We start from the raw sequence: 23,708 nt of genomic DNA on the forward strand, positions 1-23,708 counted from the left end.
TCAGTGGTTCAAGCTCGGTCGGGCTTCGTCAGGGGTGGCGGGGCGGCCGTTGTCGAGCCAGAAGGCGTATTCGACGAGATAGGTTTCGAGGCCGTTGGTCAGGTAGGTGTCGTAGGCGTGCAGTCCTCGAAAGTCCTCTTCGTGTTCGCCTGTCGGCTGTGACGCGATGGCCTGGTTGATCCACTCGGCGAGGCGGCCGCGGTCCGCCCACCAGTCGCGGATCAGGGGCAAGGTCCAGTGTTTGTCGCCGTCGGCCGCGTAACAGGAGTAGGGGTCTTGCCTCATGGCTTCGAGAAGGACGTAGGTTTCGCGTGGATTGCCGGGCTGGCGATAGATCACTTCGTAGTAGTCGTCGTCGTACACGATGTGCGCGGGTGCGGTGAATCGCCCGGTCAGGCAGTTGTCGGTGCCTGCGCCGTAGAACGGGCCGGGGACATTGCGCCAGTCCCTGTTTGCCCACTTGCCGAGCAGGAACGACGCGGGAGCTTCCATCAGGAAGTCTCGGGTGTTGTCGTACGTCGCGCCTTCGGAGGCGGCGATCACCGGTATCGGATCCCAGTACATCAGCGGCGGACTGTGATCAGGGTGAAAGGGCCTATTGGGGTGGGGGTGAAGGTGGGGTCGGTGAACAGGGATTTGGGGAAGGTGACTGTGTAGCGCTTGACGTTGGGGTCGTTGGGGTAGACGTCTTCGGCTAGGCGCAGGGTGTAGTTGTCGCCTTCGGTGCGGAAGAGGAAGGCGTCGGGGGATCGCCAGGGGGACTTGGTGAGGGCTTCGACCAGGGCGGGGGAGTTGGGGAGTTTGCTCCAGGCGGCGATGGTTTCGGCTCGGGCCTTGAAGTCGGAGAGGGGGTTCGCGTAGTGGGAGGTGAGGGCTTGGAAGCCCCAGTAGGGGTAGAAGGCCAGGAAGCTGGTGTCGGCGGTGAGGACTACGGATTCGTCTCGGGGACGGCCGGTTTGGGATTGGAGGGCCGCGTCGATTTCTCGGTAGTGGGTTACCGCGGAGGGTTGGCGTTGGTCGGCTCGTTCGCCGTTGCCGTCGGTGTCGGTGTAGGCGGTGTCGATTTCGTGGGTGAGCACGGTGGGGATGGTTTGGGCGAAGGCCAGCGCGCCCAGGATGGCTATCGCCGCGGCTGCGGTGCGCATCGGGGCGGGTTCGTTCAGGGCTTGGTAGATCGCGGTTGCGCCTTCGACGAAGCCGAAAACGCCTGCGGCAGCGAGCAATGCGAGCAGGACGGGTTCGAGTCGGAAGGACAGCAGGGTGGTGCCTGCCGCGGTCGCGGCCATCGAGAGCAGGGTCCACAGGTAGATCGAGATGACGCCGATGCCCAATGCTTGTGCGCGCCTTGAAGATCCGGCTCGGACTACCAACCACAGCACGCCGATTATGCACAGGGCGCCGCGCAGGGAGAACTCCAGCATGGGGAATGCCAGCTGGGCCCCCGACTCGGGCAGGTAATGGAATGCGTTGCCGGACGGCATCTTTGCGCCGGACAGCATCTTCAGCAGGTACGGGGTCCACACGACGAGAGCGAGCACGATGGCGATGCCACCGATCACCACCAGCTTCACCAGCGGAGTAACACCCGCCCGCCACGCCCGACGCCCGTCGACTCGCTGCGCCTGAACAGCGAGCCCAGCCGCCACGACCGCCATGATCACCACGGTGAACGCCGCGATCGCCAGGTACAGCGTGTAAAAACAAGCCGCAACCCCGAGGAACACCCCGGTCCCGAGAACCGCACCCCACCCCCCGGACCGCCGATGCAACGCACCCCACGCCAACACCAACACCGGCGGAATGAACACGATCAACACCGCGCCATATGCCTCCGGCGAGGCATAAGCCAACGTCATCGCAGTGACCGCGGCAGCAGCCCCCACCGCCATGTCCGCGCGAACCAACTGCATCCACAACACCAATGCCACCGCGGCGGCGACAGCGAGCAACCCGATCGCGTACGGCTTGAACACTTCCCAGCCGTCCATCCCGAGCACATTGCCCACCCGCCCGCCGATCCAGAACCACCCGGCCGGGTAGAACGGCGGCAGATCCACATAGGTCATATCGCGCAGGGCGGCACTGTCGGTGAGCCGCGTCAGATATTCGGTCCGAAATTCCTGATCCACCGAAACACCGAACAGATACAACTTCGTCGCTGCCAGGGGCATCCCGAGCGTGACGGTGACAAAACTCGAAATCCCCACCCAGGAAAGCAGTTTCGCGCCCCAAGGCCACTTCCGTGCCCGAATCAAAACGACCGAAACCACCAGTAGCGCAACCGAAACAACCTGCCCGACCGTGGTCAGAGCCCGAGTCACATTGGAGGAGTTGAACGCAGGCCACTGCACCGCCGAAAACGCGAACAGCCCCACCGAGGCAACCACCAACGCCACGAAAGCCGCAGCAACCCCTTCCCCAACCCCCACCAGAACCCGGCGCCCCGCCCGTACCCCATCATCGGTCGTCATCGGCGCGCAATCCTCCGGTTCCACTGTGCTCCACGGTCCGGGCCAGCCTAGTGGAGCCCGCTCACCCCGTCGGTGTCGCCGACGCGCCGACCGTCTACCCCAAGCTCACGGCGAAGAACCTCTTGCGACGTCGAGGCGAAATCGCGCTCAGCTTCTACCGTCGCGGCGAACGATAAGTGACGTCGATCGCCTGGGTCGGCGGTACCACGGTCAGCGTCGGTCATTCAGACGCCCATTCCGGCGGCCCGTCGTGGACATTGACTTCCCGTAGTTCCGCGGCGAACCTCGTCGCGGTCGCGAAGTCGTTGTCGTCGTGGACGATGACGAGGTTGTGGTGACCGGCCGTCGCGCAGATCTGCAGGTCGACCGCCGAGAACGCGTTGATGCAGCCGCCTCGCGCCGCGCGACGCTGGAAGGTTCTGATCCACGAGCCTGCCGACTTCGGTACCGAGATCTCGCGGTAGAGCTCATCGAACCGCATCGCGAGCTCGTCGAAGTCCGCTAGGTTGCGCGACGAAGACAGGAACTCGGCGCGCTGTGGATAGCAGGAACGCAGCTCGCCGTCGGCAATAGTTTGTAGCCATTTCTCCGCGACCGCCCGGTCGCGCGCCATGCGCCACAAAGCTGAGGAGTCGACCAGGTAGCCGGTCAAGGGCGGGACCCCTGCTGCTTCGCGGCGCGGTGTGCGGCCTCCGCGCCCTCGATGTCCATGTCGCTAGCAAGTTCGAGGAAGCGGTCGTACGCGGCGAGGCGATTACGGCGGGCGGCGTACTCCTCGAGTGCGGCAGCGACAGTCGCAGTTTTGGTGCGATGCCCGCCCAACTGCTTGGCCTGCTCGAGCAGTTCGTCATCGATGTCGATATGCGTGAGGGACATGTTGGGCCTCCTGTACATATTTTGGTCAACACCGGTGTCAAAATTGTACATCCTGATACCACCTCTCCGGTAAACGAAACTGCCGCACCATTAGCAACGGTGCGGCAGTAGTTCGGAGCGGTGGATCGCCTAGATCGGCAGCTTGCGGAAGATCGGGCGCGGCACGTGGCGCAGGGCCGACATCAGGAAGCGGGCCTCGCCCGGCGCCCAGACGATCTCGGTGCCCTTCTCGGACGCGGCGACGGCGAGCCGAGCCACGTCTTCCGGGTCGACGGTGAGGGGGGCTTCCTTGGAGCCGGTGGCTTCCCAGTGCGCCTTGGTCGCGGAGGTGCGCACCTGCATCGGGCGGATGACGGTGACGCGGGCGCCGAAGGGGCGAAGGGCTTCGCCCAGGCCCAGGTAGAAGCCGTCCAGGCCCGCCTTGGTGGAGCCGTAGACGAAGTTGGAGCGGCGGACGCGCTCGCCGGCGACCGACGACATCACCAGGATGCGGCCGTGGCCCTGTGCCTTGAACTTGTCGCCGACCAGCACGCCGACGGACACGCCCGCGGTGTAGTTGATGCCGACGGTCATGACCGCCTTGCGCTGGTCCTGCCACAGTTCCTCGGCGTCGCCGAGCACACCGAATGCCACGATCGCGACGTCGACGTCACCGGCGGCGAACGCGGCGTCCACGACCTTGGGGTGCGATTCGGTATCCAGCGCGTCGAAGTCGATGACGTCGACTTCGCTCGCACCGGCGGCCTTCACGGTGCTCACGGCCTGCTCGAGCAGCGGATCGCCGGGCAGGTTCGCCAGGATCACTCGTGCGGGGCCCTTGGCCAGGTACTCGGCCACGATCGCGAGACCGATCTCGGAGGTGCCACCGAAGAGCAGGATGGTCTGCGGGTTGCCAACTGCGTTGATCACTGGAGTTCCAGCCTCCTGGCCATATCGGACATGAACACACCGGTCGGGTCGACGCTGCGGCGGACCTTGATCCACTCGTCGATCCGCGGGTACATCTTGTGGAAGGTCTCGGCGGAGGTGCGCGAGTCCTTGGCGGTGTACAGACGGCCGCCGAATTCGAGGACGCGTCGGTCCAGATCGGTGACGAACTCGTTGAGTCCGGGCGAGATCGGGAAGTCGACGCAGATGTTCCAGCCCGCCATCGGGAAGCTCAGCGGTGCCTGGTTGCCCTCGCCGAACAGCTTGAACACGTTGAGGAACGAGTAGAAACCCGAGCGCTGGATGTCGATGATGATGCGTTTGAACTCGTCGACCGACTCCGGCGGCACCACGAACTGGTACTGCAGGAAACCGTTGGAGCCGTAGCCACGGTTCCATTCGCCCATCATGTCCAGCGGGTGGTAGAACGCGGTCAGGCTCTGCGCCTTGCCGCGGTAGGTGCCGGACTTGCGGTACCAGATCTCGCCGATCGGGCCGAAGGTGTATTTGTTGGCCAGGCCGTTGGGGAACACGTCGGGCAGCGTGAAGAAGGTTTTGCCGTTGAACCGCAGCGGGTCTTTCTGCAGCTTCTTGGGCAGCTGGTCGACCTTGGCCAGGTTGCCGCGCGAGATCGCCGCGCGACCCAGGTTGGGCAGCGGGCTGATGGCGTCGAACCAGGCCGAGCTGTATTCGTACTTGTCCTCGGAACCGTCGCTGTGGAAGGCGATGGTCTCGTCGAGGGTGGAGGTGACGTCGCCGTCGGCGATGAAGTACGCCGTTTCGGTGGGGGTCATCTCCACGGTGGCGCGCAGGATGATGCCGGTCAGGCCGCAGCCGCCGATTGTCGCCCAGAACAGTTCGGGGTCGGACTCGGCGGTGATCGTGCGGACCACGCCGTCGGCGGTGAGCAGGTCCATCGAGCGCACGTGGTTGCCGAAGCTGCCCGCGCTGTGATGGTTCTTGCCGTGGATATCGGAGCCGATGGCCCCGCCGATAGTGACCTGGCGGGTGCCCGGCAACACCGGCACCCACAGGCCGAACGGCAGCGCGGCTTTCATGAGCTGGTCGAGGTCGACGCCGCCGTCCACGTCGACAAGGCGGGTGGCCGAGTCGATGCTGTGGATCTTGTTCAGCGCGGGCATGTCGACGACGAGGCCACCCGCGTTTTGCGAGTTGTCCCCGTACGAGCGGCCCAGGCCACGCGCGATCACGCCGCGTCGCAGATGCGCCGGCTTGGAGTCGTTGTCCTGCGCGACCATGCGCACGGCCTTGACGATCAGTTCCGGATCGCTGGTCGAGAGCACTTCGGCGGACGTGGGTGCGGTGCGACCCCAACCGGTGAGCTTGCGCGTGCGCGTGGGTAGCGCGAACGCCTCGTCGTTGGTGGTCGAAATCTTCTCAGACATCGGCTAAGAGGCTACATGCATGGCACGACAGTGCGCCGGTCTCGTACTCTTCTCACGTGCAAGCCCAACCGCATCTGCCGCTGCCCGCCGAGATTCCCCTGGTCGACGAGCCCGGTGGAACCGATGTCGACCTCAAGACGCAGATCGTGCGGTTCACGCTGACCGGCGGCTTTTCCGCGATCGTCGATTTCGGCCTGCTGACGTTGCTGTCGAACGTGCTGGGCTTGCCGGAGATCTTGGCGAAGGTGATCAGTTTCATCGCGGGGACGACCACCGCGTACCTGATCAACCGCCGTTGGACGTTCAAAGCGGAGCCCAGCAGGTCGCGGTTCATCGCGGTCGTGGCCCTGTACGCGGTGACGTTCGCGGTGCAGGTCGGGATCTACGCACTGCTGTTCTTCGCGCTGGATGACAAGTGGTGGCGTCAGCCGGTGGCGTTCGTGATCGCGCAGGGCACCGCCACGGTGATCAACTTCATCGTGCAGCGGGTCGTGATCTTCAAGATCAAGTAGGTCAGCTGGCCTCGGCCACGGCCGGTGTGCGTTTGCCCGCCTTGACGCCGAAGTAGTCCCCGCCCTTGGCGCGCACGTTGTCGGTGCCCCACTCCCGTTGATCCCGCGCGACGGGCACCATCTGCGGAATGTGCTTGCGGCAGTGGATATAAGCCTCTTCGACGTCGACGACCACCCACACCTGCGCGGTCCGACCCCGAGCGGGCGCGGGCAGATCGGTGACGGTGTCGCGCAGCTCGCTGTCGGCGACCATGCGCGCTTTCCCGTTGATGTGCAGCCCGATGAGGTCGCGCACGAAGTCGATCATCAGGATCCCCACGTGCGGGTTCTCGAGCACATTGCCCAGGCTCGCCATGACCCCGTTGCCCCGATATTCGGGGTACGCGATCGTGCGGTCGTCGATCACGTGCAGAAATCCCGGCGTCCCGGCCCGGAAGCTGGAGTCGCATTCGCCGTGGGAGTCGGAGGTGGCGATGAAGGCCATGTCCATGCGCGCGACGAAGTCGATCATCGTGGGGTTCAGGTAGTCGATCACCTGGTCGTCGTAGAAGCGTTCGGCCCGGTCTGCGGTGCCTAACGTGCCCTGTAGCTCGTGTTCTCCATCGCTGCCGACGAGATTTTCGGGCATCAGGACCCCTTCGCTAGCCGTACCGGTGGATGCGGGCCTCGTAATGAAACCCCCGCTGTGACCGCAATCTCATTCAGTCTAGGGGACTCTCACCGATAGTGGGGTGTGTCCATTGTTGCGAATGAGGTGAAAGGTGCGTTTGCGCAACAGCTTCGGGTCAGGCAGGGCCCACTGTCACCGGCACCCCGTTGAACACCGCCGTCCCCGACACCGCGTCGACCACCGAATCATCGGTCAGCACATTGGCATTCACTCCGGCATGCGCCGACGCGACCGACTGGGTGGTGCTGGCCGCGTGCCCCCAACCGTGCGGCAGGCTCACCACCCCGGGCATGATCGTCGGCGTCAGTTCGATCGGCACCGTCAATGAGCCCGCCGCCGAAGTGATGCGGGCCTGTTCGCCCAGGCCCAGACGGGTCGCGTCGTCGGGATGAACCAGCAGCGTGCAGCGGTTGGAACCGCCGACGAGTCCTTCCACGTTGTGCATCCAGCTGTTGTTGGAACGCAACTGCCTTCGCCCGATCAGCACCATCGCGGGCGCGGTACTGGCCAGCCCGTCTCGCAGGCGCGTCACGTCCGCCAGCAGCTGCGGCGGTGCCAGTTCGACCCTCTTCGACGCGGTGCGAAGAACCCCCGGCAACCGAGGTTGCAAGGCTCCGAGGTCGACGCCGTGTGGGTTGTCCATCAAGGTTTTCAGGCTGAGCGAGCCGTCGTTCCAAGCACCGTACGGCCCGAGCTCGAGCATCAGATCAAGACGCTGTTCGGTCGTATCGGCCCCGGTCAGCTCGTCGCGCCGCTCACTAATCCCGGCCTTGTGCAAGGTCCCCGCGATCACGAGCTCGTCGATCACACTGATCGGACTCGCCTCGCCCGTGCCCGCGTGCGGCTGCCCACTCACCGCCGCCGCCAGCCGGGCGATCACCGCCGCTTCCGACGGCCGGTCACCCAGGGCGACCAGCGGCGGCGAGTACCGCGCGTAGTTGCGCACCGCGAACTGCAGCAGCGCGAAGTCGAAGTGCGGCGATTGCACCGAGCGCGGCGGCGGCAGGATCACGTTCGCGTGCCGGGTGGTCTCGTTGACGTACCGATCGACACTGACCATGAACTCGAGCCCGGCCAACCCCTTGTCCAGCCGTGCCCCGCTGGGCGCGGACAGCGCCGGGTTACCGGCCACCGTCACCAGTGCGCGGATCTGCCCTTCACCTGGGGTTTCGATCTCGTCGGCCAGTGTCGCGACGGGCAGCTCACCCATCGCCTCGGGCAGCTCGCGCACCCTGCTGACCCAGCGACCCAGCCGGAACGGCCTGCTGCGCGCCACCCCGCCGGCGGCCGCGTTGGCGAACATCGCGCCGCCGGGGGAGTCGAGGTTGCCGGTGAGCGTGTTGACGACGTCGACCAGCCACTGCGTGAGCGTGCCGAACTCGGCGGTGCAGGTGCCGATCCGCGCGTAGACGGCGGCGGAAGGCGCGGCGGCCAGCTCACGGGCCAGTGTGCGCATGGTGTCGGCGGCGATTCCGGTGCGCGCGGCCACCGCTTCCGGGGCGAAGTCCGCGGCCGCTGCCCGCAGCTCGTCCAGCCCGGCGACCTCGACCCGCACGTCGGTCAAACCCTCGTCGAACAGCGTGTGCACGATCCCGAACAGCAGGTACGCGTCCGAGCCCGGCTGGATGAACAGGTGCTGGTCGGCGATCGCGGCGGTCCTGGTCGCGCGCGGATCCACCACCACCAGCTTGCCGCCGCGCGCCTTCAACGCCTTCAAACGCCCCGGAAAATCGGGCGCGGTACACAGCGACCCGTTGGATTCGAGCGGATTGGCCCCGAGCATGAGCAGGAAATCGGTGCGATCCAGATCGGGCACCGGCACGGTGAGCGGGTCGCCGAACATCAACCCGGCCGCGACCTGCTTGGGCATCTGATCGGCGGTGCTGGCGCTGTACAGGTGTCTGGTACTCATCGCGCGGATCAGCGCGGGTAGGTACAGCGTGCCCGCGACGGTGTGCACGTTGGGATTGCCCAGGTACAGCGCGGTAGAACTGGACGGGATGTCGGCGAACGCGGCCGCGATCAGCTCGAAGGCCTCGTCCCAGCTCGCCTCACGAAACCCGTCACCGTCGCGGATCAGCGGCGTGCTGACCAGGTCGGGATCGTCGTCGAGCTTGCCGAAGCTGGCACCCTTCGGGCAGAGGAAGCCCTTGCTGAACGGGTCGTCGCGATCGCCACGCACCGACACCACCCGATCCGCGTCGTCGAGGGTGACGGTCAGGCCACAAACAGCCTCACACAGCGGACAGGTTCGAAGCAGCGAGCGCATCCCTCATGCTTACGCGCACCGACGTCCGGAAACGCCGAAAACCCGCGAACTGCGACGTCGGGGAGGCGTCGCGTTTCGCGGGTTGGCGGAAGTTCGGGCTCAGCTGGCCAGGGTCAGCTTGCGCTTGCCGCTGCTCTGTCCCTTGCGGGACAGCGCCGAGCGAACAGCCGCACCCAGCGCCACGACCGGCGGGATCCAGCGGGCCTCGGTGGGAGCGACGCCCCAGGAAGCCGAACCGGAGGCCAGCTGGGTGGGCGGCAGCGGGATGCTGGCACCGTCGGTGTGCACGAGCACGCCGGCCTCACGCATGGCGGCGATCGCCATGGCGGCCTTGCGCACGCCGGTGACCAGGTGGATCTCGCGACGCTCGGTACCCGGAATCTCGATCACGGGGCCGGACAGGTTGTTGGCGCGCAGGAAGCGACGGACCTCGCCGGCGATCTCACCGGTGATCTCGATGGCCGAGACCTCGTCGTCGGTGATCAGGCACAGGCCGTTGGTGGTTTCGGCGACCGTCCAGCCACGCGCGGCGTACTCCTGCGCGGCGGCACCCTTGTCGGCCGCCGTAGTGGTGGTCGGAAACGTCGTGCGCACTGTGTTCTCCATTCCCCGAGCAAGTCTGTTCTGCGTTCATGGGCGTATCGGCGCGGGGTGGCCGACTTGTTACGCCGTTCTCGAAAAATATTCGTCAGTGTCTGCTTCGTCTCAGTTACGCAACCTTCGCTATCGCAGGTACGGCGTCGTGTGGGTTGGCGTGTCGGTGGAAAGGGCGGCAGGATTCGGGCATGACCGAAGTGCCTGGAACGCCGGAATCGACCGAGGAGGTCGCCGAGGAGTTCGAAGCCGAATCACGTTGGCTGTCTTGGAAAGAGACCGATCGGAAGCGTTCGGCGTCACGATCGGACGCCGAGGAAGAAGATACGTACGCCGCGGCTCTGGCGCGCGACGCGGGGTTCGAAGAGCCGTTCCGCAGTACCGGTTCGGCCAAACAGTGGGCCGCCGAAGCGGGTCGTTCGCTGCTGGATGTGCAGTTCCGCAGGCCCGCTACCAGGACTTTGTTGCCGTTGGCCTACGTTTTGGGCGTGGTGTCCTTCGGGATCGGCGCACCGATCGCGTTCGTAGTGCTGATGTGGAAAGCCTCTGCGCTGCTCGGTGTACTCGCCGCGCTGGTGGCCGTGCCGTTGGGCCTGACGATCGCGGCCTCGGTGCGCCTGATGCTCGAATTCGCCGACAACGCAGCCAGGTTGGCCGGGCGCGTGGAGCACATCAGCGAACTGGCCGACGGACTGTTCCAGGCACTGTCGGATGTGGCCGAACCGGTGAACCAGCTGTCGGAAGACGTTCGCGCCGTCCAGTTCTGGCGGTTCAGAAAGAAAAAGTAGGTCTCGCGCGGTGTCCGATTCATTGTGAAACAATCCGTACGCAGATCCGACGATATGTCGGCTGGTTAGGGCGGTCTCCGAAAGTTATGAGGGAGACCGATGTTTCGGATACAGGGGGGAAGTATGGCTTCACCACAGGGCGTCACCGGTTCGACCATGCCGCGCAGGCAGCTGGGCAGGCACTTACGTGACCTGCGCAATCGTGCGCGGATGACCACGAGAACCGCTGCATCGCAACTGGAATGGTCGGAAGCGAAGATCTGGCGGATCGAAACGGGGCAGACGTCGTTGCGCAGCCTCGACGTCGAAGCCATGTGCAAGGTGTACGGCGCGCCGACCGATCTGGTCGAACCGCTGGCCGCCTTGGCTCGGGAAACCAAGGCCAGGGGTTGGTGGACGAGCTACGGCGACGTGATCGCGGAGGGCTTCGAGGTCTATATCGGCCTCGAGGAAGCCGCTTCGGAGCTGTCCGTGTATGAGGACGGCCTGATCCCGGCGCTGCTGCAAACGCAGGAGTACGCGAAAGCCCTTCTCGAGCAGACCATTCCGGAGCTGACCGAGTCGGAGCTGGAACGCAGGCTGGCGGTACTGGCCGCCAGGCAGGCCCTGATCGCCAGGACCGATTCACCGTTGCACCTGCATGTCGTTCTCGCCGAGTCGGTGCTCACCCGCCGCATCGGTGACGACCGCGTGCGGGCAGGTCAGCTGGCTCGATTGAAAGAGCTGGCCGAGCGTGAAACGGTGAATATCGATGTGGTTCCGGCGGATTCGGGCTATCACGCCGGTCTCGAGTCGGGCCGGTTCGTGATCCTGGAGTTCGGGGTCGACGATTCGGTGGATCGACCGGAGCCGCCGGTGGTCTACGTCGAAACCTTCGCGGGCAGCACGTATTTGGACAAGCCCGCGGAGTTCGAGCGGTACCGCGACGCGTTCGTCGACATCGCCGCGGCCGCTACGGGCAAGCTGTAGGGCTGTTCCACGAGCCGGCGAGCACCGAACGGTGGGTGGGCAGGGCTGCGTCGTAGACCTGCCTGCCCTTGTCGGTGAGCTGCACGAAGATGGCGCGGCGGTCGAGATCGCACATGCTGCGTTCCACCAGGCCGTCGCGTTCGAGCCTGGCCACGGCGCGGGACAGCGCGCTTTGGCTGAGGTAGATGTCGTGCGCCAGCTCCGTCATGCGGTACTTCTGACAGGCCGCGTCGACCAGGCGGTCCAGCGTTTCGAATTCGCTGAGGCCGATCTGATGGTCGTTCTGTAGCGCCTTCTCCAGCGCGCAACTCACCGCGGCATGTCTGCCGAGGAGTTCACGCCACTGACCGACCAGCTCGGCGGGCGCTTCTTCGCGCGCGGCTGTGGTTTCGGCCGGGTTCAACATGGCCCCATCTTAGAGGTCGACGCAACTTCATGCAACGTCATTTTATGTGTTGGCAATTAATGCGTGCGCATGTAATGTCCCTCGCATGACTTCGACAGCCTCGCTCTCGGCCGCGGACGCCGCGACCGATCCCACCAGATGGCCGCTGCGGCTCTGGGGCATGCTGATCACCCTGTGCATCGTCCTGTTCCTCGACGGCCTCGACGTCTCGATGATCGGCGTGGCCCTGCCGTCCATCGGCGCCGAACTCGACCTCGACACCTCCACCCTGCAGTGGCTGGTCAGCGGCTACATCCTCGGCTACGGCGGCCTGCTGCTGCTGGGCGGACGCACCGCCGACCTGCTGGGTCGACGCAAGGTCTTCCTGATCGCGCTGGCGGTGTTCGCCGTCGCCTCGCTGGTCGGCGGCCTGGTCAGCGACCCCGCCCTGCTCATCGCCACCCGTTTCATCAAGGGCCTTGCCGCCGCGTTCACCGCGCCGACCGGCCTGTCGATCATCACCACCACGTTCGCCGAAGGAAAAGCGCGCAACAAGGCGCTGTCGATCTACACCGTGTTCGGTGCGGGCGGCTACTCCATGGGTCTGCTGTTCGGCGGCCTGATGACCGGCGTCGGCTGGCGCTGGACCTTCCTGCTGCCCGTCCCGATCGCGGTCGCCGCCTTGATCGCCGCGTTCGCTTTGGTGCCTCGCGACGGTAAGGCCGAAGAAGGCGGACACGATCTACTCGGTGCGCTGCTATCCACTGCGGGCATGTTGCTGCTGGTCTACACCGTGGTCACCGCGCCCGAAGTGGGTTGGACCTCGGTGCGCACGCTGGGTTCGTTCCTCGCGGTGATCGCCCTGTTCGCCGCCTTCGTGATCACCGAACAGCGGGTGAAGCACCCGCTGATCCGCCTGGGCATCCTGCGCAAGGCCTCGCTGCTGCGGGCCAGCCTGGCCATCATCGCGGTCGCCGGTTCGTACTTCTCCTGGCAGTTCATCGTGACCCTGTACATGCAGGACACCCTGGAATGGTCGGCGCTGAAGCTGGCGATGGCATTGCTACCGGTCGGCATCCTGGTGGTGGCGTCGGCGTTCTTCTCCGAGAAGCTGATCGACCGTTTCGGCACCGGGCCGGTCATCGCGGTCACCATGAGCGTGATGGCCATCGGCTACCTGCTGTTCCTGCGCCTGGATACCGCGCCCGATTACTGGACCATGCTGCTGCCCGCGATCTTGCTGATCGGCATCGGCTGGGTCGGTTTCCCGGCGATCAACGTGCAGGCCACCAGCGGTATCGATGATGACGAACAGGGTCTGGCTGCCGGTGTGCTGCAGACGTCCATGCAGGTCGGCGCGGCGATCGTGCTCGCGGTGACCACCGCCATCGTCACCTCCGGCGGGCACGGGCAGAGTGCCACTCCGCAGCAGATGCTGGATACCTACCGGCCGGGTCTGGAGTTCGCGGCGGGCGTCACCATTGTCGGTGCGCTGCTTGCCCTTACGGTGTTCCTGCCTCGGTTCCGCAAGCCGGTTGTTGACGGTCCTGTGGTCGAGGACAAGGTTCTCGAACCAGCCTGATCATGCCGAACGGCACCACCTTTCGCGGGTGGTGCCGTTTCGCTATGTCCGAAACTTCGGCGCGACTTCATCTTTCGCGGAGCGAACATAGGTGAGCGGTCGGCCGTCGCGGCCTTCGGTCGGCCAGTCGATACCGAGCTGCGGGTCGAAAGCGTCCATGTCCCTGTCGAATTCGGGGGAGTACTCGAGCGAACACAGGTACGTGACGGTCGAACGGTTCTCCAGCGACAGGATCGCGTGGCCGAGTCCCTCGGACAGGAACACCGAGCGGCGGTCCACGTCGTCGAGCAACACACTGTCCCAGCGCCCATAGGTCGGCGAACCGGGCCGCAGGTCCACCACGACATCGAGGAACGCCCCGCGCACACAGGTCACATACTTGGCCTGACCGGGCGGATCGTCGGTGTAGTGGATCCCGCGCAGCACCCCTGCGGCCGATACCGAGGTGTTGACCTGGTGCAGTGCGAAGGGGCGTCCGGTAGCCTTCTCGAACTCCGAGGCCTTGAACGATTCACAGAACATCCCGCGGTCGTCGCCGTGCAGGCGCGGGGTGACCACCCACGCGCCGGGGATGGCCAGTTCACGAAACTCCATGCGCTACCAGTCTTTTCCGCGGTCGATCAGGTCGAGCAGGTAGCGGCCGTAACCCGAACGCACCATCGGTTCGGCCAGTTCGCACAGCTGTTCGTCGGAGATCAGGCCGCGTCGCCAGGCCACTTCCTCTGGCACGCCGATCTTGAGGCCCTGACGTTCCTCGATGGTGCGCACGTAGTTGGCGGCGTCGAGCAGGGAGTCGAAGGTGCCCGTGTCCAGCCAGGCGGTGCCGCGCGCGAGCACGTCGACGCTGAGCCTGCCCTGTTCGAGGTAGACGCGGTTGATGTCGGTGATCTCGTACTCCCCGCGCGCCGACGGTTTCAGCTCGCGCGCGATCGCGACCACGTCGTTGTCGTAGAAGTACAGGCCGGGGATGGCGTGGTTGCTGCGCGGGACCTTCGGCTTCTCCTCGATGGAGATCGCGCGGCCCTGCCTGTCGAACTCCACCACGCCGTACGCGGTCGGGTCCTTCACCCAGTAGGCGAACACCGCCCCGCCGTCGATGTCGTGGAAGCGTTCCAGGCTGGTGCCCAGGCCCGGTCCGTGGAAGATATTGTCGCCCAGCACCAGCGCGGCCGGTTCGTTGCCGATGTGGTCGGCGCCGAGCACGAACGCGCAGGCCAGGCCGTCGGGCGTGTGCTGAACCACGTAGGTGATGTTCACGCCGAACTGACTGCCGTCGCCCAGCAGTCGGGCGAACGCGTCGGCGTCCTCCGGCGTGGTGATCACCAGAATGTCGTCGATACCTGCCAGCATGAGGGTGGACAGCGGGTAGTAGACCATGGGTTTGTCGTAGACCGGGACGAGCTGCTTGCTCACCCCGCGCGTGATCGGGTGCAGCCGTGAGCCGGTGCCGCCCGCCAAGATGATTCCGCGCATAGGTGGCAAGTCTGCCAGCTCGGTCCGCGACGGAGACGACGAGGTTCCGACACGTCGACGAATTGATCACGAAGGTTTCGCGACTGGGCGTGTCGGGCGATAACCAGTACAGACACGACGCTCATCTGATTAGGTGAGCGCCGATGTGTGAAACATCACTGTGTTAGATGTCAGCGTTGACATCCGCTCCGGGGGTTCGCCTGGTCAGGGGGTCGACGCGCCAGCTGCGAAGGTAGGTGCGCGATGGTCGCCACGAAGATCACCGGCGTGATGGGCGGGCTCGCGCCCGTGTCCTCGATCGGCAGCGCCCGCAGGCCCGAGCCCGGCATCGTCGTCAACGCGGGCGGCAACAGCACGTCCTCGCGCGTGCTGATGGGCGCGTGCGTCGGCCTGATCGGGCCGCTGCTGCGCAACGTGCCCATCAACCGGGCCACGATCCCGGTAGGGGCCGTCGCGGTCGACCTGCTGTCGCGACTGCGCCCCGAACCGCACGGCATCGAACGCGAGCAGATCCAGCTCGGCGGATTCAAGATGGAAATGGTGCGACCCGCGGGCGGTTCCCGCGCGGTGCGGCACGGGGCGGTGCTGTACCTGCACGGCGGCGGTTTCGCCGTCTGCGGGCTGCAGACGCACCGCGCGGTGGTAGCCGGGCTGGCCAGGCGCACCGGGCTGCCCGTGCTCAACGTGGAGTACCGGCAGCTGCCCGGTTCGATCGATGCCTCCATCGACGACTGTGTGCTCGCCTACCGCTGGCTGCTGCGGCACGGAGCCGACCCCGCGAAGATCGTGTTCGCCGGCGATTCCGCGGGCGGCTTCCTGACCTTCGCCACCGCCATCCGGGCCAGGGACATCGGCTTGCCGCTGCCTGCCGGGCTGGTGGGGTTGAGCCCGCTGCTCGACCTGGATTACCGGGCGAAGGAGGGGTACGTGAACGTCAGCCGGGACGCGTACATCCCCCTGGCTGGCCTGGAAGCCGTTGTGCGGCTGGGTGCCGAGCACGAAGGCCCACTGGACCCGGCGCTGTCCCCGGTGAACGCCGACCTCGCCGGAATGCCCCCGGTCCTGCTCATCGCCGCCGAAGACGAACTGCTGCGCTACGACTGCGAACTCATGGCCCACCGCCTCACCGCCGCGGGCGTACCCAACACCCTCGAACTGTGGCGGGGTCAGGTGCACGCGTTCATGAGCATCCTGCCGAGCATGCCGGAAAGCCGCTCGGCGCTGGGACGGGTCGCGAAATTCGTTCGCACGGCGGTAGAACCGGCCCAACGGGCCCGCACGGCCTAGGCCAACCGAACCGACTCGGACGGTCCTGATCGCGATCGGCCGAACGAGTCGACTCGGGTTTGGGGGCCTACGGAGACGTGGGCCCCTGGACCCTTGGCCCTTGAAACTTCTTGGAGTTCCTCGAAATACAGAAGCGGCCCCCGCTCGGATTTCTCCGGGCGGGGGCCGCTTTCCTTCTGTCCTACGGCGAAATTACTTGGCCGGGGGGGTGAAGGGCTGGTTGATGGTGGAGAAGTACTGCACGGCAGCGGCGATCGCGACCGGGCCGGTCACGAAGATCTGACCGATCAGCACACCGATGAAGCCGACAGCGCCCGCACCCGCGATGCAGCCGACGACCGGGCCCGCACCGAACAGGGTGGCCAGGGCGGCGGTCACGACGGTGCCCGCGAGCGCACCGGCGACGCAGCCGATGGCCGCACCGGTGAGGCCACCGACCAGGGTGCCAACGGTGGCGCCCATGGAGATGGTGGAGGTCAGACGGCTCCAGGCGGCCTGCTCACGCTCGTACTCGGTCTTCCACGGCGCCACGTTCTGGTACGGCAGGGCGACGGGCTTGTAGACGGCCTGGGCCGGGTCGACCACGGGGGTCAGCGTCGCGGACTTGCCCGAGATGTCGGCCAGGATCGGCAGCTGGAAGTCATCGATCTGGTAGGTCAGTGCGGTCGCGGCCACGGTCTTGCCGTCGGCGGCCTTGATCTTGAACTGGCCATCCTCAGCGACGAGCGAGCCCGAGTCGATGGTGATGATGGACTTGGAACCGTCGACAACCTCGGCGGTGTAGTTGATCGGGGCGGCCTCTTCAGCCGGCGCGGCGTTGACGGTGCCGGCGGTGACGCCCATGGCAGCGATCAGCAGCGCCGACGTGGCGGCGAATTTCCTCATCAGCATTGTGTTGAAACCTCAAAGTTGGAGCGTGCGGAGGGGACTCGTAGATCAAAAGCCTTCGCAGCTAACCAGAGGTGAACCTGCTGTGACTATTAGTTCAAGTTTTGTTCACCATAGGTACCCCAACACTGGTGCGCTGAGAGAAACCTGAGCGTTGACCGGGGTTTTTCTCAGGAAAACAGACCCAAAGTCTTCACTTACCCTCGGGTAACGTGATTGAGATCACAGTGTAAATAGCGGCCTGGATACGGACCGGAGTCGTTTGGACAACGCATAACGGCCGCGCTTTCGTTTCGAGGCCCCGCCGAAGGCACGTATCGTTGACGCCGTGCGAGTGCTCGTTACCGGCGGGGCCGGGTTCATCGGTGCAAATTTCGTCCAACAAACCGTGGCCACGCGCCCGGATGTCCAAGTGACAGTGCTGGACGCGCTCACTTATGCGGGCAACCGGGCGTCGCTGGATCCGGTGGCGGACCGGATCGAATTCGTGCACGGCGATATCGCCGATCTCGATCTGGTCGACAATCTGGTCAGCGGGGTGGACGCGGTCGTGCATTTCGCCGCGGAATCCCACAACGACAACTCCCTGGCCGAGCCGTGGCCGTTCGTGCAGACCAATATCGTGGGCACCTACTCGCTGCTGCAGGCCGTGCGCCGCCACGATGTGCGCTACCACCACGTCTCCACCGACGAGGTCTACGGCGATCTCACCCCCGACGAACCGGGTTTCACCGAGTCCACCGCCTACAACCCGTCGAGCCCGTACTCGGCGACCAAGGCGGGCAGCGACATGCTGGTTCGCGCCTGGACCAGGTCTTTCGGTGTGCGCGCGACCCTGTCGAACTGCTCCAACAATTACGGCCCGTACCAGCACGTGGAGAAGTTCATCCCGCGCCAGATCACCAACCTGATCGACGGGGTACGCCCGCGCCTGTACGGCGCCGGGCATCAGGTGCGCGACTGGATCCACGTCGAAGACCACAATCGCGCGGTCTGGGACATTCTCGAACGCGGCCGCACCGGCCAGACCTACCTCATCGGCGCGCAGGGCGAACTCGACAACCTCACTGTCGTGCAGCTCATCCTGCAAGCTTTCGATCGCGAGCCCACCGATTTCGACCACGTGACCGATCGCCCCGGCCACGATCAGCGCTACGCCATCGACGCGAGCCTGCTGCGTTCGGAACTGGGTTGGTCGCCGCGCTACGCGGATTTCCGTGCGGGACTTGCCGATACGGTCGCCTGGTACCGCGACAACGAGCAGTGGTGGCGGCCGAAAAAGGCCGATACCGAACGGGCCTACGCGGCCGCGGGCGAAAAGACGCTGTAATTCCCCCCGTCGTCTGGGGAATTATCCCCAGACGACGGTGTAATACGTTGCGGCGGTGGCGATCAGCGCGAAAGTCGACGCGCAGGCGATAGTGATCGCGGTGCCGCGGGTGGGAATCACCCCGGCGGAATTGGTCAGCCGCAGCGGCACGATCCGCGCCAGCACGGCCAATCCCATGATCGCCAGCGGCACGAAATACCGGCCCTGCACACCGTCGATGAGGTAGAAATCCACCGGCGTGAACGACATGTACAGCGTCACGTAGATCATCGCCACGCTCGCCAGCACCACCAGCGCCACGATCAGCGTGCGACGGAAAGTCGCTGTGGCAGTGTTCATTCGGTCGACGATCCCGAAACTCACCGCGAACGCCAGCAGGCACGCCAGCATCGACAGCGCGGGCACATCCACATACGCGAAACCGAGTTCGCCGAAGAACTGGTTGAACCAGCGATGGTCGCGCAGCGCGATGCTCTCGCCGAACACGTGCACGAAGTGCAGTGGGTCGGAAAGGATTCCCTTCAGCTGATCGCCGGGACGCACCTGACCCCACTGATGCGGCGGACGCATCAGGCCCATGCCCTCGCCGGTCTTCGCCGCGATCTTGGTCCAGGCCAGGAAGAGCACACCGCCGGTCACCGCGAAAAGCCACGGCACGATCTTGAGCTTTCCGGCGAACCCGAGCCGGTCGGCCGGGATGACGACAACGAGCATCGCCAACAGCACATACGTCGGCTTGCTCAGCGGCAGTGCGATAGTCGCGGCCAGCAGCGCGCCGGTCTCCACCGGGCGCAGACGATCACCGACGAAAAGCGCCTTCAACAGCAGCGCCGACACCATGATCGCCAGCGCGTTGGTGAGCGTATCGGCGGTGACAGTGCCCGCCTGGAACAGCGCGATCGGCAGCACCGCGACGGTGAAAACCAGCCACTGCGAACGCCTTTCACGCAACGCGTAGAGGCCGAAGCCGACGACCGCCAGGTAGGCAACCAGCCCGGCGAAACGGGTCAGCAGGTACATGCCGCCCACGTTCAGGCCGAGTGCTTCACCGAGTCGAATACCAACGGCCGCAGGCACATACGGCACCGGCGAGTAGGCGGCGGTGTTGGTGAACCACATCTGCCGGGTCTTGTCCGAGATCGCCGCGTCGCCGAGCCGGTCGTAGGCGCCGGGGTCGGCCACCATCGCGTCGGGTTCTTCGGGGTTGTCGCCGTAGTCCTTGAAGGCGTAACCCATCAGCTCGTCGACGCTGACCGGGATCTGGCCGCCATAGGCCACGCCGCGATCGTCGACGATGCGCTGCGGGAACACTCCGCCGTGCGCGACCTGGTAGGCGCGACCGAACTGGGTGATCTCGTCATGGCCCCAGAACGCGGGCGTGAGCACGGCGAACAGGGCACCGAACACGGTGGCGACGATCGCGAACGCGACCGTGGCGGCACCGAACCGCCGGGTCACCGCGCGCACCGGCGCCAGTGCTCGATCCTTGCGTGCGGGGGTTCTACTGAGCTCGACAGCGGGCTCGGTCGTGGTGGTCACCGACGCTCTCCGGCTGCGATGTCCTCGCGCACCCCGACAGCCGAATAGCGCAGGTACACAAGCCGCGCGGTCTCATGCCGCGAGCGACGGATCCCGTCCAGGATCAGGCCCGCGGTCCAGGCCAGGCTGCCCAGCAGCAGCAGCGTGAACGCCAGGAACAGCGTGGGGAACCGGGCCACCTCGTGGGTGTTGTAGAACTCGATCACGATCGGCACGGTCAGAATCACCGAGATCAACCAGGCCACCGTGCCGAACAGGCCGTAGAACGCGACGGGGCGTTCGTGCCGGGCCAGGCCCAGGATCAGCGCCAGGATCTTGGTGCCGTCGCGGTAGGTGCGCAGTTTGGACTCGCTGCCCGCGGGACGGTCGCGGAAACCGACGGCCACCGACGTCTGCGGAACCCGCAGGTGCAGCGAGTGCACGGTCAGCTCGGTCTCGATCTCGAACTCGCGCGACACCGCCGGGAAGCTCTTCACGAACCGGCGCGAGAACACCCGGAACCCGCTCAGCATGTCCTCGACGTTCTCGCCGAACACCTTGCCGACCACGCCGTTGAGCACCTTGTTGCCGGTCTCGTGACCGCTGCGGTAGGCGCTGGTGTCGGCGGCGTCCTGCTTGCGCACGCCGAGGATGTGGTCGTACGGGCCGTCGAGCAGCGTCTTGATCATCAGCGGTGCGGCCGACGCCTCGTAGGTGTCGTCACCGTCGATCATCAGGTACACGTCGGCGTCGATATCGGCGAAGGCGCGGCGAACCACATTGCCCTTGCCCTTGGTGTTCTCGTAGCGCACGATCGCCCCGGCCTCGCGGGCACACTCGGCGGTACGGTCGGTGCTCAGGTTGTCGTAGACGTAGACGACGATCCCCGGCACGGCGGCCTTGAGGTCGGCGACGACCTTGGCGACCGCGGCCTCTTCGTTGTGGCAGGGAACCACGGCGGCAATGCGAAGCTCGGTGGAGTCCACCCGGGTCAATCCTCGGTGTTAGGCAGCAGTGGGACACCGGGAGGCTACACAGCGCGCGGCCGATCCGCTCATTCCGGTTCCGCGAGCTTATCTCGGGGGTGTTCAGGTGCTCGGTGTACGGTCGGCCCGTGTCCCAGTCCGATCTGTCCGAGTCTCCCCCTGCGTCAATGGTGTCAAGGGTGGTGGCGGGGCTGCGGCAGGGTGCGGCGTTCCTCGTTGTCGGGGCGATCGGGTTTCTGGTCGATGCCGGCACGTACAACCTGCTGGTGTTCTGGGGTGGGGGATTCGGGTTCTCCGAAGGTGTGCTCTATCACTTTCCGCTGATCGCCAAGGTGATCGCGATCGTGGTGGCCACGGTGGTCACCTACTTCGGCAACAAGTGGTGGACCTACTCGCATCGCAAGACCGACAGCCCCAGCCGCGAATACCTTTTGTACGCGGTGGTCAATGTGGTGGCGATTCTCCTGCAACTGGGCTGCCTCGGCTTTTCCCGTTATGTCCTGGATTTGTCATCGCCGCTGGCCGACAACATCGCCGCCACCGTGATCGGCCAGACCATGGCCGTGATCTTCCGCTACTGGGCGTACGGGAAATTCGTTTTCACCGGCTCATCGGCAACCGATGAGCAACACGCGCGGGGTGCGGCGACACCTCACTGACGGCACACCGGTGGCGCGCGATTGATATCCTCGCCCCGCCCGTCGCGCCCTTTTACGTGACTGCCTGCGTCGGCGCAGTCGATACCGAGAATTTCGAGGACTTCATGGAGCAGTCGGCTACACAAGCCGTGACCGAATCGAACGATCGGCGCGAGGCCGCGCCCGCATCGCTGCGAGGTGAACACAGCGCACCCGAGCGGCTCGTGCTGGCCAGAGGCATTTTCACCGGCCCGTCGGCACGGGTCAGCGACGAGCTCTACGCCGTCGTCAAGGGGGGTGCCGCGGTCCGCGAGCGGCACTCGCTGCACCTGCCCAAGGGCGCGACCGCACACACCAACACCTACTTCGGTCGCCTGGCCGCCAGCTACTGGCAGCGCTGGACCACCGTCACCGAGGTCTCGGTCGGCGCGCACCTGACTGTCGGCGGCAAGGCCAATGTGCGCCTGGTCGCCTCCGATATCGCCGGGCACCGCCGCATCATCGCCTCGCTGGTGGCCACCAGCAGTGGATACGTCTGCCTGACCGCGCCGCTGGATCAGTACGTCGACGGTGGCGCGCTGTGGCTCGAGTTCGACGCCGTCGGGGGCGAACTCGACATCACCGAACTGGCCTGGACCGCCAAGGCGCCCGAGCGGGTGCGCCCGGTCGCGATCGCGATCTGCACCTTCAACCGGGCCGAGGACTGCGCGCACACCGTGGCCGCACTGGCCTCGGACGCCACCGTGCTCGCCGCGATCGACGCGGTGTACGTGGTGGACCAGGGCACCGACCTGGTCCAGGACCGGCCGCTGTTCCAGGAAGTGCTGCCCGCCTTCGGCGACAAGCTGCGCTACATCCGTCAGCCCAACCTCGGCGGCGCGGGCGGTTTCACCCGCGGCCTGTACGAGGTGTCGGCGGCCAACGAGCACGCCGACGTCATCCTCATGGACGACGACATCCTCTGCGAGCCCGAAACCGTCCTGCGCCTGCAGGCTTTCGCCAACCTCACCGTCGAACCGACGCTGGTCGGCGCGCAGATGCTGTTCCTGCTCAACCCCGACTTCCTCAATGTCGGCGCCGAAGAGGTGCACCTGGGCGAACTCAAGCACGGCCAGAAGGTGCCCAAGGCGCTGCGCAACACCTCCATGCTCAAGAAGAACCAGGAACGGCGCGTGGACGCCGGCTACAACGCCTGGTGGACCTGCCTCATCCCCGCCGAGGTGGTCAAGAAGATCGGCCTGCCCGTGCCCATCTTCTTCCAGTGGGACGACGTCGAATACGGCATCCGCGCGCGGGAGAACGGTTTCGTCACCGTCACCCTGCCCAACGCGGCCGTGTGGCACGCCGACTTCTACTGGAAGGACTACGACGACTGGGCCCGCTACTTCTCCACCCGTAACTCCCTGATCGTCGGCGCCCTGCACACCGACCTCGACGGCAAGGCCATCACCCGCGAGTTCTTCCGCTACATCGCCGAACACCTGGTCGGCATGCAGTACGGCCTGGTGCACACCACGCTGCAGGGCATCGAAGACTTCATGAAGGGCCCGAAGACGTTGCGCGACGGCGGCATCGACGCCCTGGCCGCCGCCCGCTCCACCCGCAACGACTATCCCGAAACCATCAAGCACCCCGCCGCCACCCCGCCGGTGAACTCCGCCGACATCTCGGTCCGCCGAGCCAGCGGCGAACCCAGCCGCATCACCCTGGTCCTGATCAAGCGCGCGATCACCCAGTGGACCGGCCGCACCCAACCCGGCCTCATCGGCGTCACCCGCGAAGACGCGCACTGGTGGCACATCGGCCTGTTCGACCACGTGGTCGTCACCGACGCCTCCCAGTCCGGCGTCCGAGTCCGCCGCCGCGACAAGGCCCGCGCCCGCGCCCTCCTGGTCCGCACCTACCGCACCCTGCGCAAACTCCGCAAGGAACTCCCGGCCCTCCAAGCCGAATACCGCGCGGCAGTCCCCGAACTAACCAGCCGAGAAAACTGGGCCCGCCTCTACGGCATCGACCCCAGCTGACCCCTTTCTCACGCCAATCGCCGCGCCGGACCCCTCCGACGCGGCGATTGCCGTATCCCCGATCAAGATCACCACGCCGTGGTGGCGGCATCGGCCGAGAGGCTTCCGCCACCAC

23 protein-coding genes are annotated in these 23,708 nt (G+C 65.8%); 8 read left to right on the top strand and 15 right to left on the bottom strand.

Features of this window, described 5'->3' with window-relative positions; genetic code table 11:
- The 6 genes from ACFWU5_RS15355 to ACFWU5_RS15380 form a co-directional block, all read right to left on the bottom strand.
- A complete protein-coding gene (locus ACFWU5_RS15355) occupies positions 1-564 on the bottom strand; it encodes a ferredoxin (RefSeq protein WP_379267601.1) in 564 nt (187 codons plus the stop codon).
- Entirely contained in the window at positions 564-2,471 is a 1,908-nt protein-coding gene (locus ACFWU5_RS15360) for a galactan 5-O-arabinofuranosyltransferase (RefSeq protein WP_379267602.1), read from the bottom strand. The genes ACFWU5_RS15355 and ACFWU5_RS15360 overlap by 1 nt, the downstream gene beginning before the upstream one ends.
- Before the next feature lie 220 nt (positions 2,472-2,691).
- Positions 2,692-3,123, bottom strand: coding sequence for a PIN domain-containing protein (locus ACFWU5_RS15365; RefSeq protein ID WP_379267603.1), 432 nt, complete (start codon positions 3,121-3,123; stop codon positions 2,692-2,694).
- Positions 3,120-3,347: a type II toxin-antitoxin system VapB family antitoxin gene (locus ACFWU5_RS15370; RefSeq protein WP_379267604.1), complete on the bottom strand. Its 228-nt coding sequence runs from the start codon at positions 3,345-3,347 to the stop codon at positions 3,120-3,122. Before ACFWU5_RS15370 ends, ACFWU5_RS15365 begins: the two co-directional genes overlap by 4 nt.
- 129 nt (positions 3,348-3,476) lie before the next feature.
- On the bottom strand, positions 3,477-4,256 hold the full coding sequence (locus ACFWU5_RS15375) for a decaprenylphospho-beta-D-erythro-pentofuranosid-2-ulose 2-reductase (protein ID WP_379246231.1): 780 nt from the start codon (positions 4,254-4,256) through the stop codon (positions 3,477-3,479).
- On the bottom strand, positions 4,253-5,668 hold the full coding sequence (locus ACFWU5_RS15380) for an FAD-binding protein (protein ID WP_379267623.1): 1,416 nt from the start codon (positions 5,666-5,668) through the stop codon (positions 4,253-4,255). Before ACFWU5_RS15380 ends, ACFWU5_RS15375 begins: the two co-directional genes overlap by 4 nt.
- 68 nt (positions 5,669-5,736) lie before the next feature.
- Between ACFWU5_RS15380 and ACFWU5_RS15385 the strand changes: the two genes are divergently transcribed.
- A complete protein-coding gene (locus ACFWU5_RS15385) occupies positions 5,737-6,192 on the top strand; it encodes a GtrA family protein (RefSeq protein ID WP_379246232.1) in 456 nt (151 codons plus the stop codon).
- A gap of 1 nt (position 6,193) precedes the next feature.
- Here ACFWU5_RS15385 and ACFWU5_RS15390 read toward each other — a convergent pair whose 3' ends face one another.
- From ACFWU5_RS15390 to ACFWU5_RS15400, 3 genes are all read right to left on the bottom strand, one after another.
- Positions 6,194-6,820: a pyridoxamine 5'-phosphate oxidase family protein gene (locus tag ACFWU5_RS15390; protein WP_379267605.1), complete on the bottom strand. Its 627-nt coding sequence runs from the start codon at positions 6,818-6,820 to the stop codon at positions 6,194-6,196.
- 157 nt (positions 6,821-6,977) lie between these two features.
- On the bottom strand, positions 6,978-9,131 hold the full coding sequence (locus ACFWU5_RS15395; RefSeq protein WP_379267606.1) for a molybdopterin oxidoreductase family protein: 2,154 nt from the start codon (positions 9,129-9,131) through the stop codon (positions 6,978-6,980).
- A 99-nt stretch (positions 9,132-9,230) separates the two neighbouring features.
- Positions 9,231-9,737, bottom strand: a complete 507-nt coding sequence (locus ACFWU5_RS15400; protein WP_379267607.1) for a hypothetical protein — start codon at positions 9,735-9,737, stop codon at positions 9,231-9,233.
- Positions 9,738-9,916: 179 nt separating this feature from the next.
- On the opposite strand from ACFWU5_RS15400, the gene ACFWU5_RS15405 reads away from it, so the two are divergent.
- Both ACFWU5_RS15405 and ACFWU5_RS15410 read left to right on the top strand, forming a co-directional pair.
- Positions 9,917-10,513: a DUF4282 domain-containing protein gene (locus ACFWU5_RS15405; protein WP_379267608.1), complete on the top strand. Its 597-nt coding sequence runs from the start codon at positions 9,917-9,919 to the stop codon at positions 10,511-10,513.
- A gap of 123 nt (positions 10,514-10,636) precedes the next feature.
- On the top strand, positions 10,637-11,482 hold the full coding sequence (locus tag ACFWU5_RS15410; RefSeq protein ID WP_379267609.1) for a helix-turn-helix domain-containing protein: 846 nt from the start codon (positions 10,637-10,639) through the stop codon (positions 11,480-11,482).
- Here the strand turns inward: ACFWU5_RS15410 and ACFWU5_RS15415 are convergent.
- Positions 11,466-11,888 carry a MarR family winged helix-turn-helix transcriptional regulator gene (locus ACFWU5_RS15415; protein ID WP_379267610.1) on the bottom strand — a complete coding sequence of 141 codons (423 nt, stop codon included), beginning with the start codon at positions 11,886-11,888 and terminating at the stop codon, positions 11,466-11,468. The two genes, ACFWU5_RS15410 and ACFWU5_RS15415, sit on opposite strands and share 17 nt — an antisense overlap.
- An 85-nt stretch (positions 11,889-11,973) precedes the next feature.
- Here ACFWU5_RS15415 and ACFWU5_RS15420 point away from each other — a divergent pair, with 85 nt between their 5' ends.
- Positions 11,974-13,449: an MFS transporter gene (locus ACFWU5_RS15420; protein ID WP_379267611.1), complete on the top strand. Its 1,476-nt coding sequence runs from the start codon at positions 11,974-11,976 to the stop codon at positions 13,447-13,449.
- 42 nt (positions 13,450-13,491) lie between these two features.
- On the opposite strand, the gene ACFWU5_RS15425 is transcribed toward ACFWU5_RS15420, so the two are convergent.
- Both ACFWU5_RS15425 and rfbA read right to left on the bottom strand, forming a co-directional pair.
- Complete coding sequence (locus tag ACFWU5_RS15425) at positions 13,492-14,043, bottom strand: dTDP-4-dehydrorhamnose 3,5-epimerase family protein (protein WP_379267612.1); 552 nt, start codon at positions 14,041-14,043, stop codon at positions 13,492-13,494.
- 3 nt (positions 14,044-14,046) lie between these two features.
- Positions 14,047-14,922 carry a glucose-1-phosphate thymidylyltransferase RfbA gene (gene rfbA, locus ACFWU5_RS15430; RefSeq protein WP_379267613.1) on the bottom strand — a complete coding sequence of 292 codons (876 nt, stop codon included), beginning with the start codon at positions 14,920-14,922 and terminating at the stop codon, positions 14,047-14,049.
- Between the two features lie 243 nt (positions 14,923-15,165).
- Between rfbA and ACFWU5_RS15435 the strand changes: the two genes are divergently transcribed.
- Positions 15,166-16,209, top strand: coding sequence for an alpha/beta hydrolase (locus ACFWU5_RS15435; protein ID WP_379267614.1), 1,044 nt, complete (start codon positions 15,166-15,168; stop codon positions 16,207-16,209).
- 192 nt (positions 16,210-16,401) lie between these two features.
- Here the strand turns inward: ACFWU5_RS15435 and ACFWU5_RS15440 are convergent, their stop codons facing one another.
- The gene (locus ACFWU5_RS15440) at positions 16,402-17,100 is read right to left on the bottom strand and encodes a hypothetical protein (protein ID WP_379246250.1); all 699 of its coding nucleotides are present in this window, start codon (positions 17,098-17,100) and stop codon (positions 16,402-16,404) included.
- A gap of 325 nt (positions 17,101-17,425) precedes the next feature.
- On the opposite strand from ACFWU5_RS15440, the gene rfbB reads away from it, so the two are divergent.
- Positions 17,426-18,427: a dTDP-glucose 4,6-dehydratase gene (gene rfbB / locus ACFWU5_RS15445; RefSeq protein WP_379246252.1), complete on the top strand. Its 1,002-nt coding sequence runs from the start codon at positions 17,426-17,428 to the stop codon at positions 18,425-18,427.
- Positions 18,428-18,448: 21 nt separating this feature from the next.
- Here the strand turns inward: rfbB and ACFWU5_RS15450 are convergent, their stop codons facing one another.
- Together ACFWU5_RS15450 and ACFWU5_RS15455 are read right to left on the bottom strand one after the other, a co-directional pair.
- Entirely contained in the window at positions 18,449-19,966 is a 1,518-nt protein-coding gene (locus ACFWU5_RS15450) for a DUF2142 domain-containing protein (protein ID WP_379267615.1), read from the bottom strand.
- The gene (locus tag ACFWU5_RS15455; protein ID WP_379267616.1) at positions 19,963-20,931 is read right to left on the bottom strand and encodes a glycosyltransferase family 2 protein; all 969 of its coding nucleotides are present in this window, start codon (positions 20,929-20,931) and stop codon (positions 19,963-19,965) included. Before ACFWU5_RS15455 ends, ACFWU5_RS15450 begins: the two co-directional genes overlap by 4 nt.
- Positions 20,932-21,098: 167 nt before the next feature.
- Here ACFWU5_RS15455 and ACFWU5_RS15460 point away from each other — a divergent pair, with 167 nt between their 5' ends.
- Together ACFWU5_RS15460 and ACFWU5_RS15465 are read left to right on the top strand one after the other, a co-directional pair.
- Positions 21,099-21,590: a GtrA family protein gene (locus ACFWU5_RS15460; RefSeq protein WP_379267617.1), complete on the top strand. Its 492-nt coding sequence runs from the start codon at positions 21,099-21,101 to the stop codon at positions 21,588-21,590.
- 104 nt (positions 21,591-21,694) lie between these two features.
- Complete coding sequence (locus ACFWU5_RS15465; protein ID WP_379267618.1) at positions 21,695-23,593, top strand: glycosyltransferase; 1,899 nt, start codon at positions 21,695-21,697, stop codon at positions 23,591-23,593.
- The last annotated feature ends 115 nt before the right edge of the window (positions 23,594-23,708 follow it).

Source organism: Nocardia sp. NPDC058640 (genome assembly GCF_042716995.1).
GTDB lineage: Bacteria > Actinomycetota > Actinomycetes > Mycobacteriales > Mycobacteriaceae > Nocardia.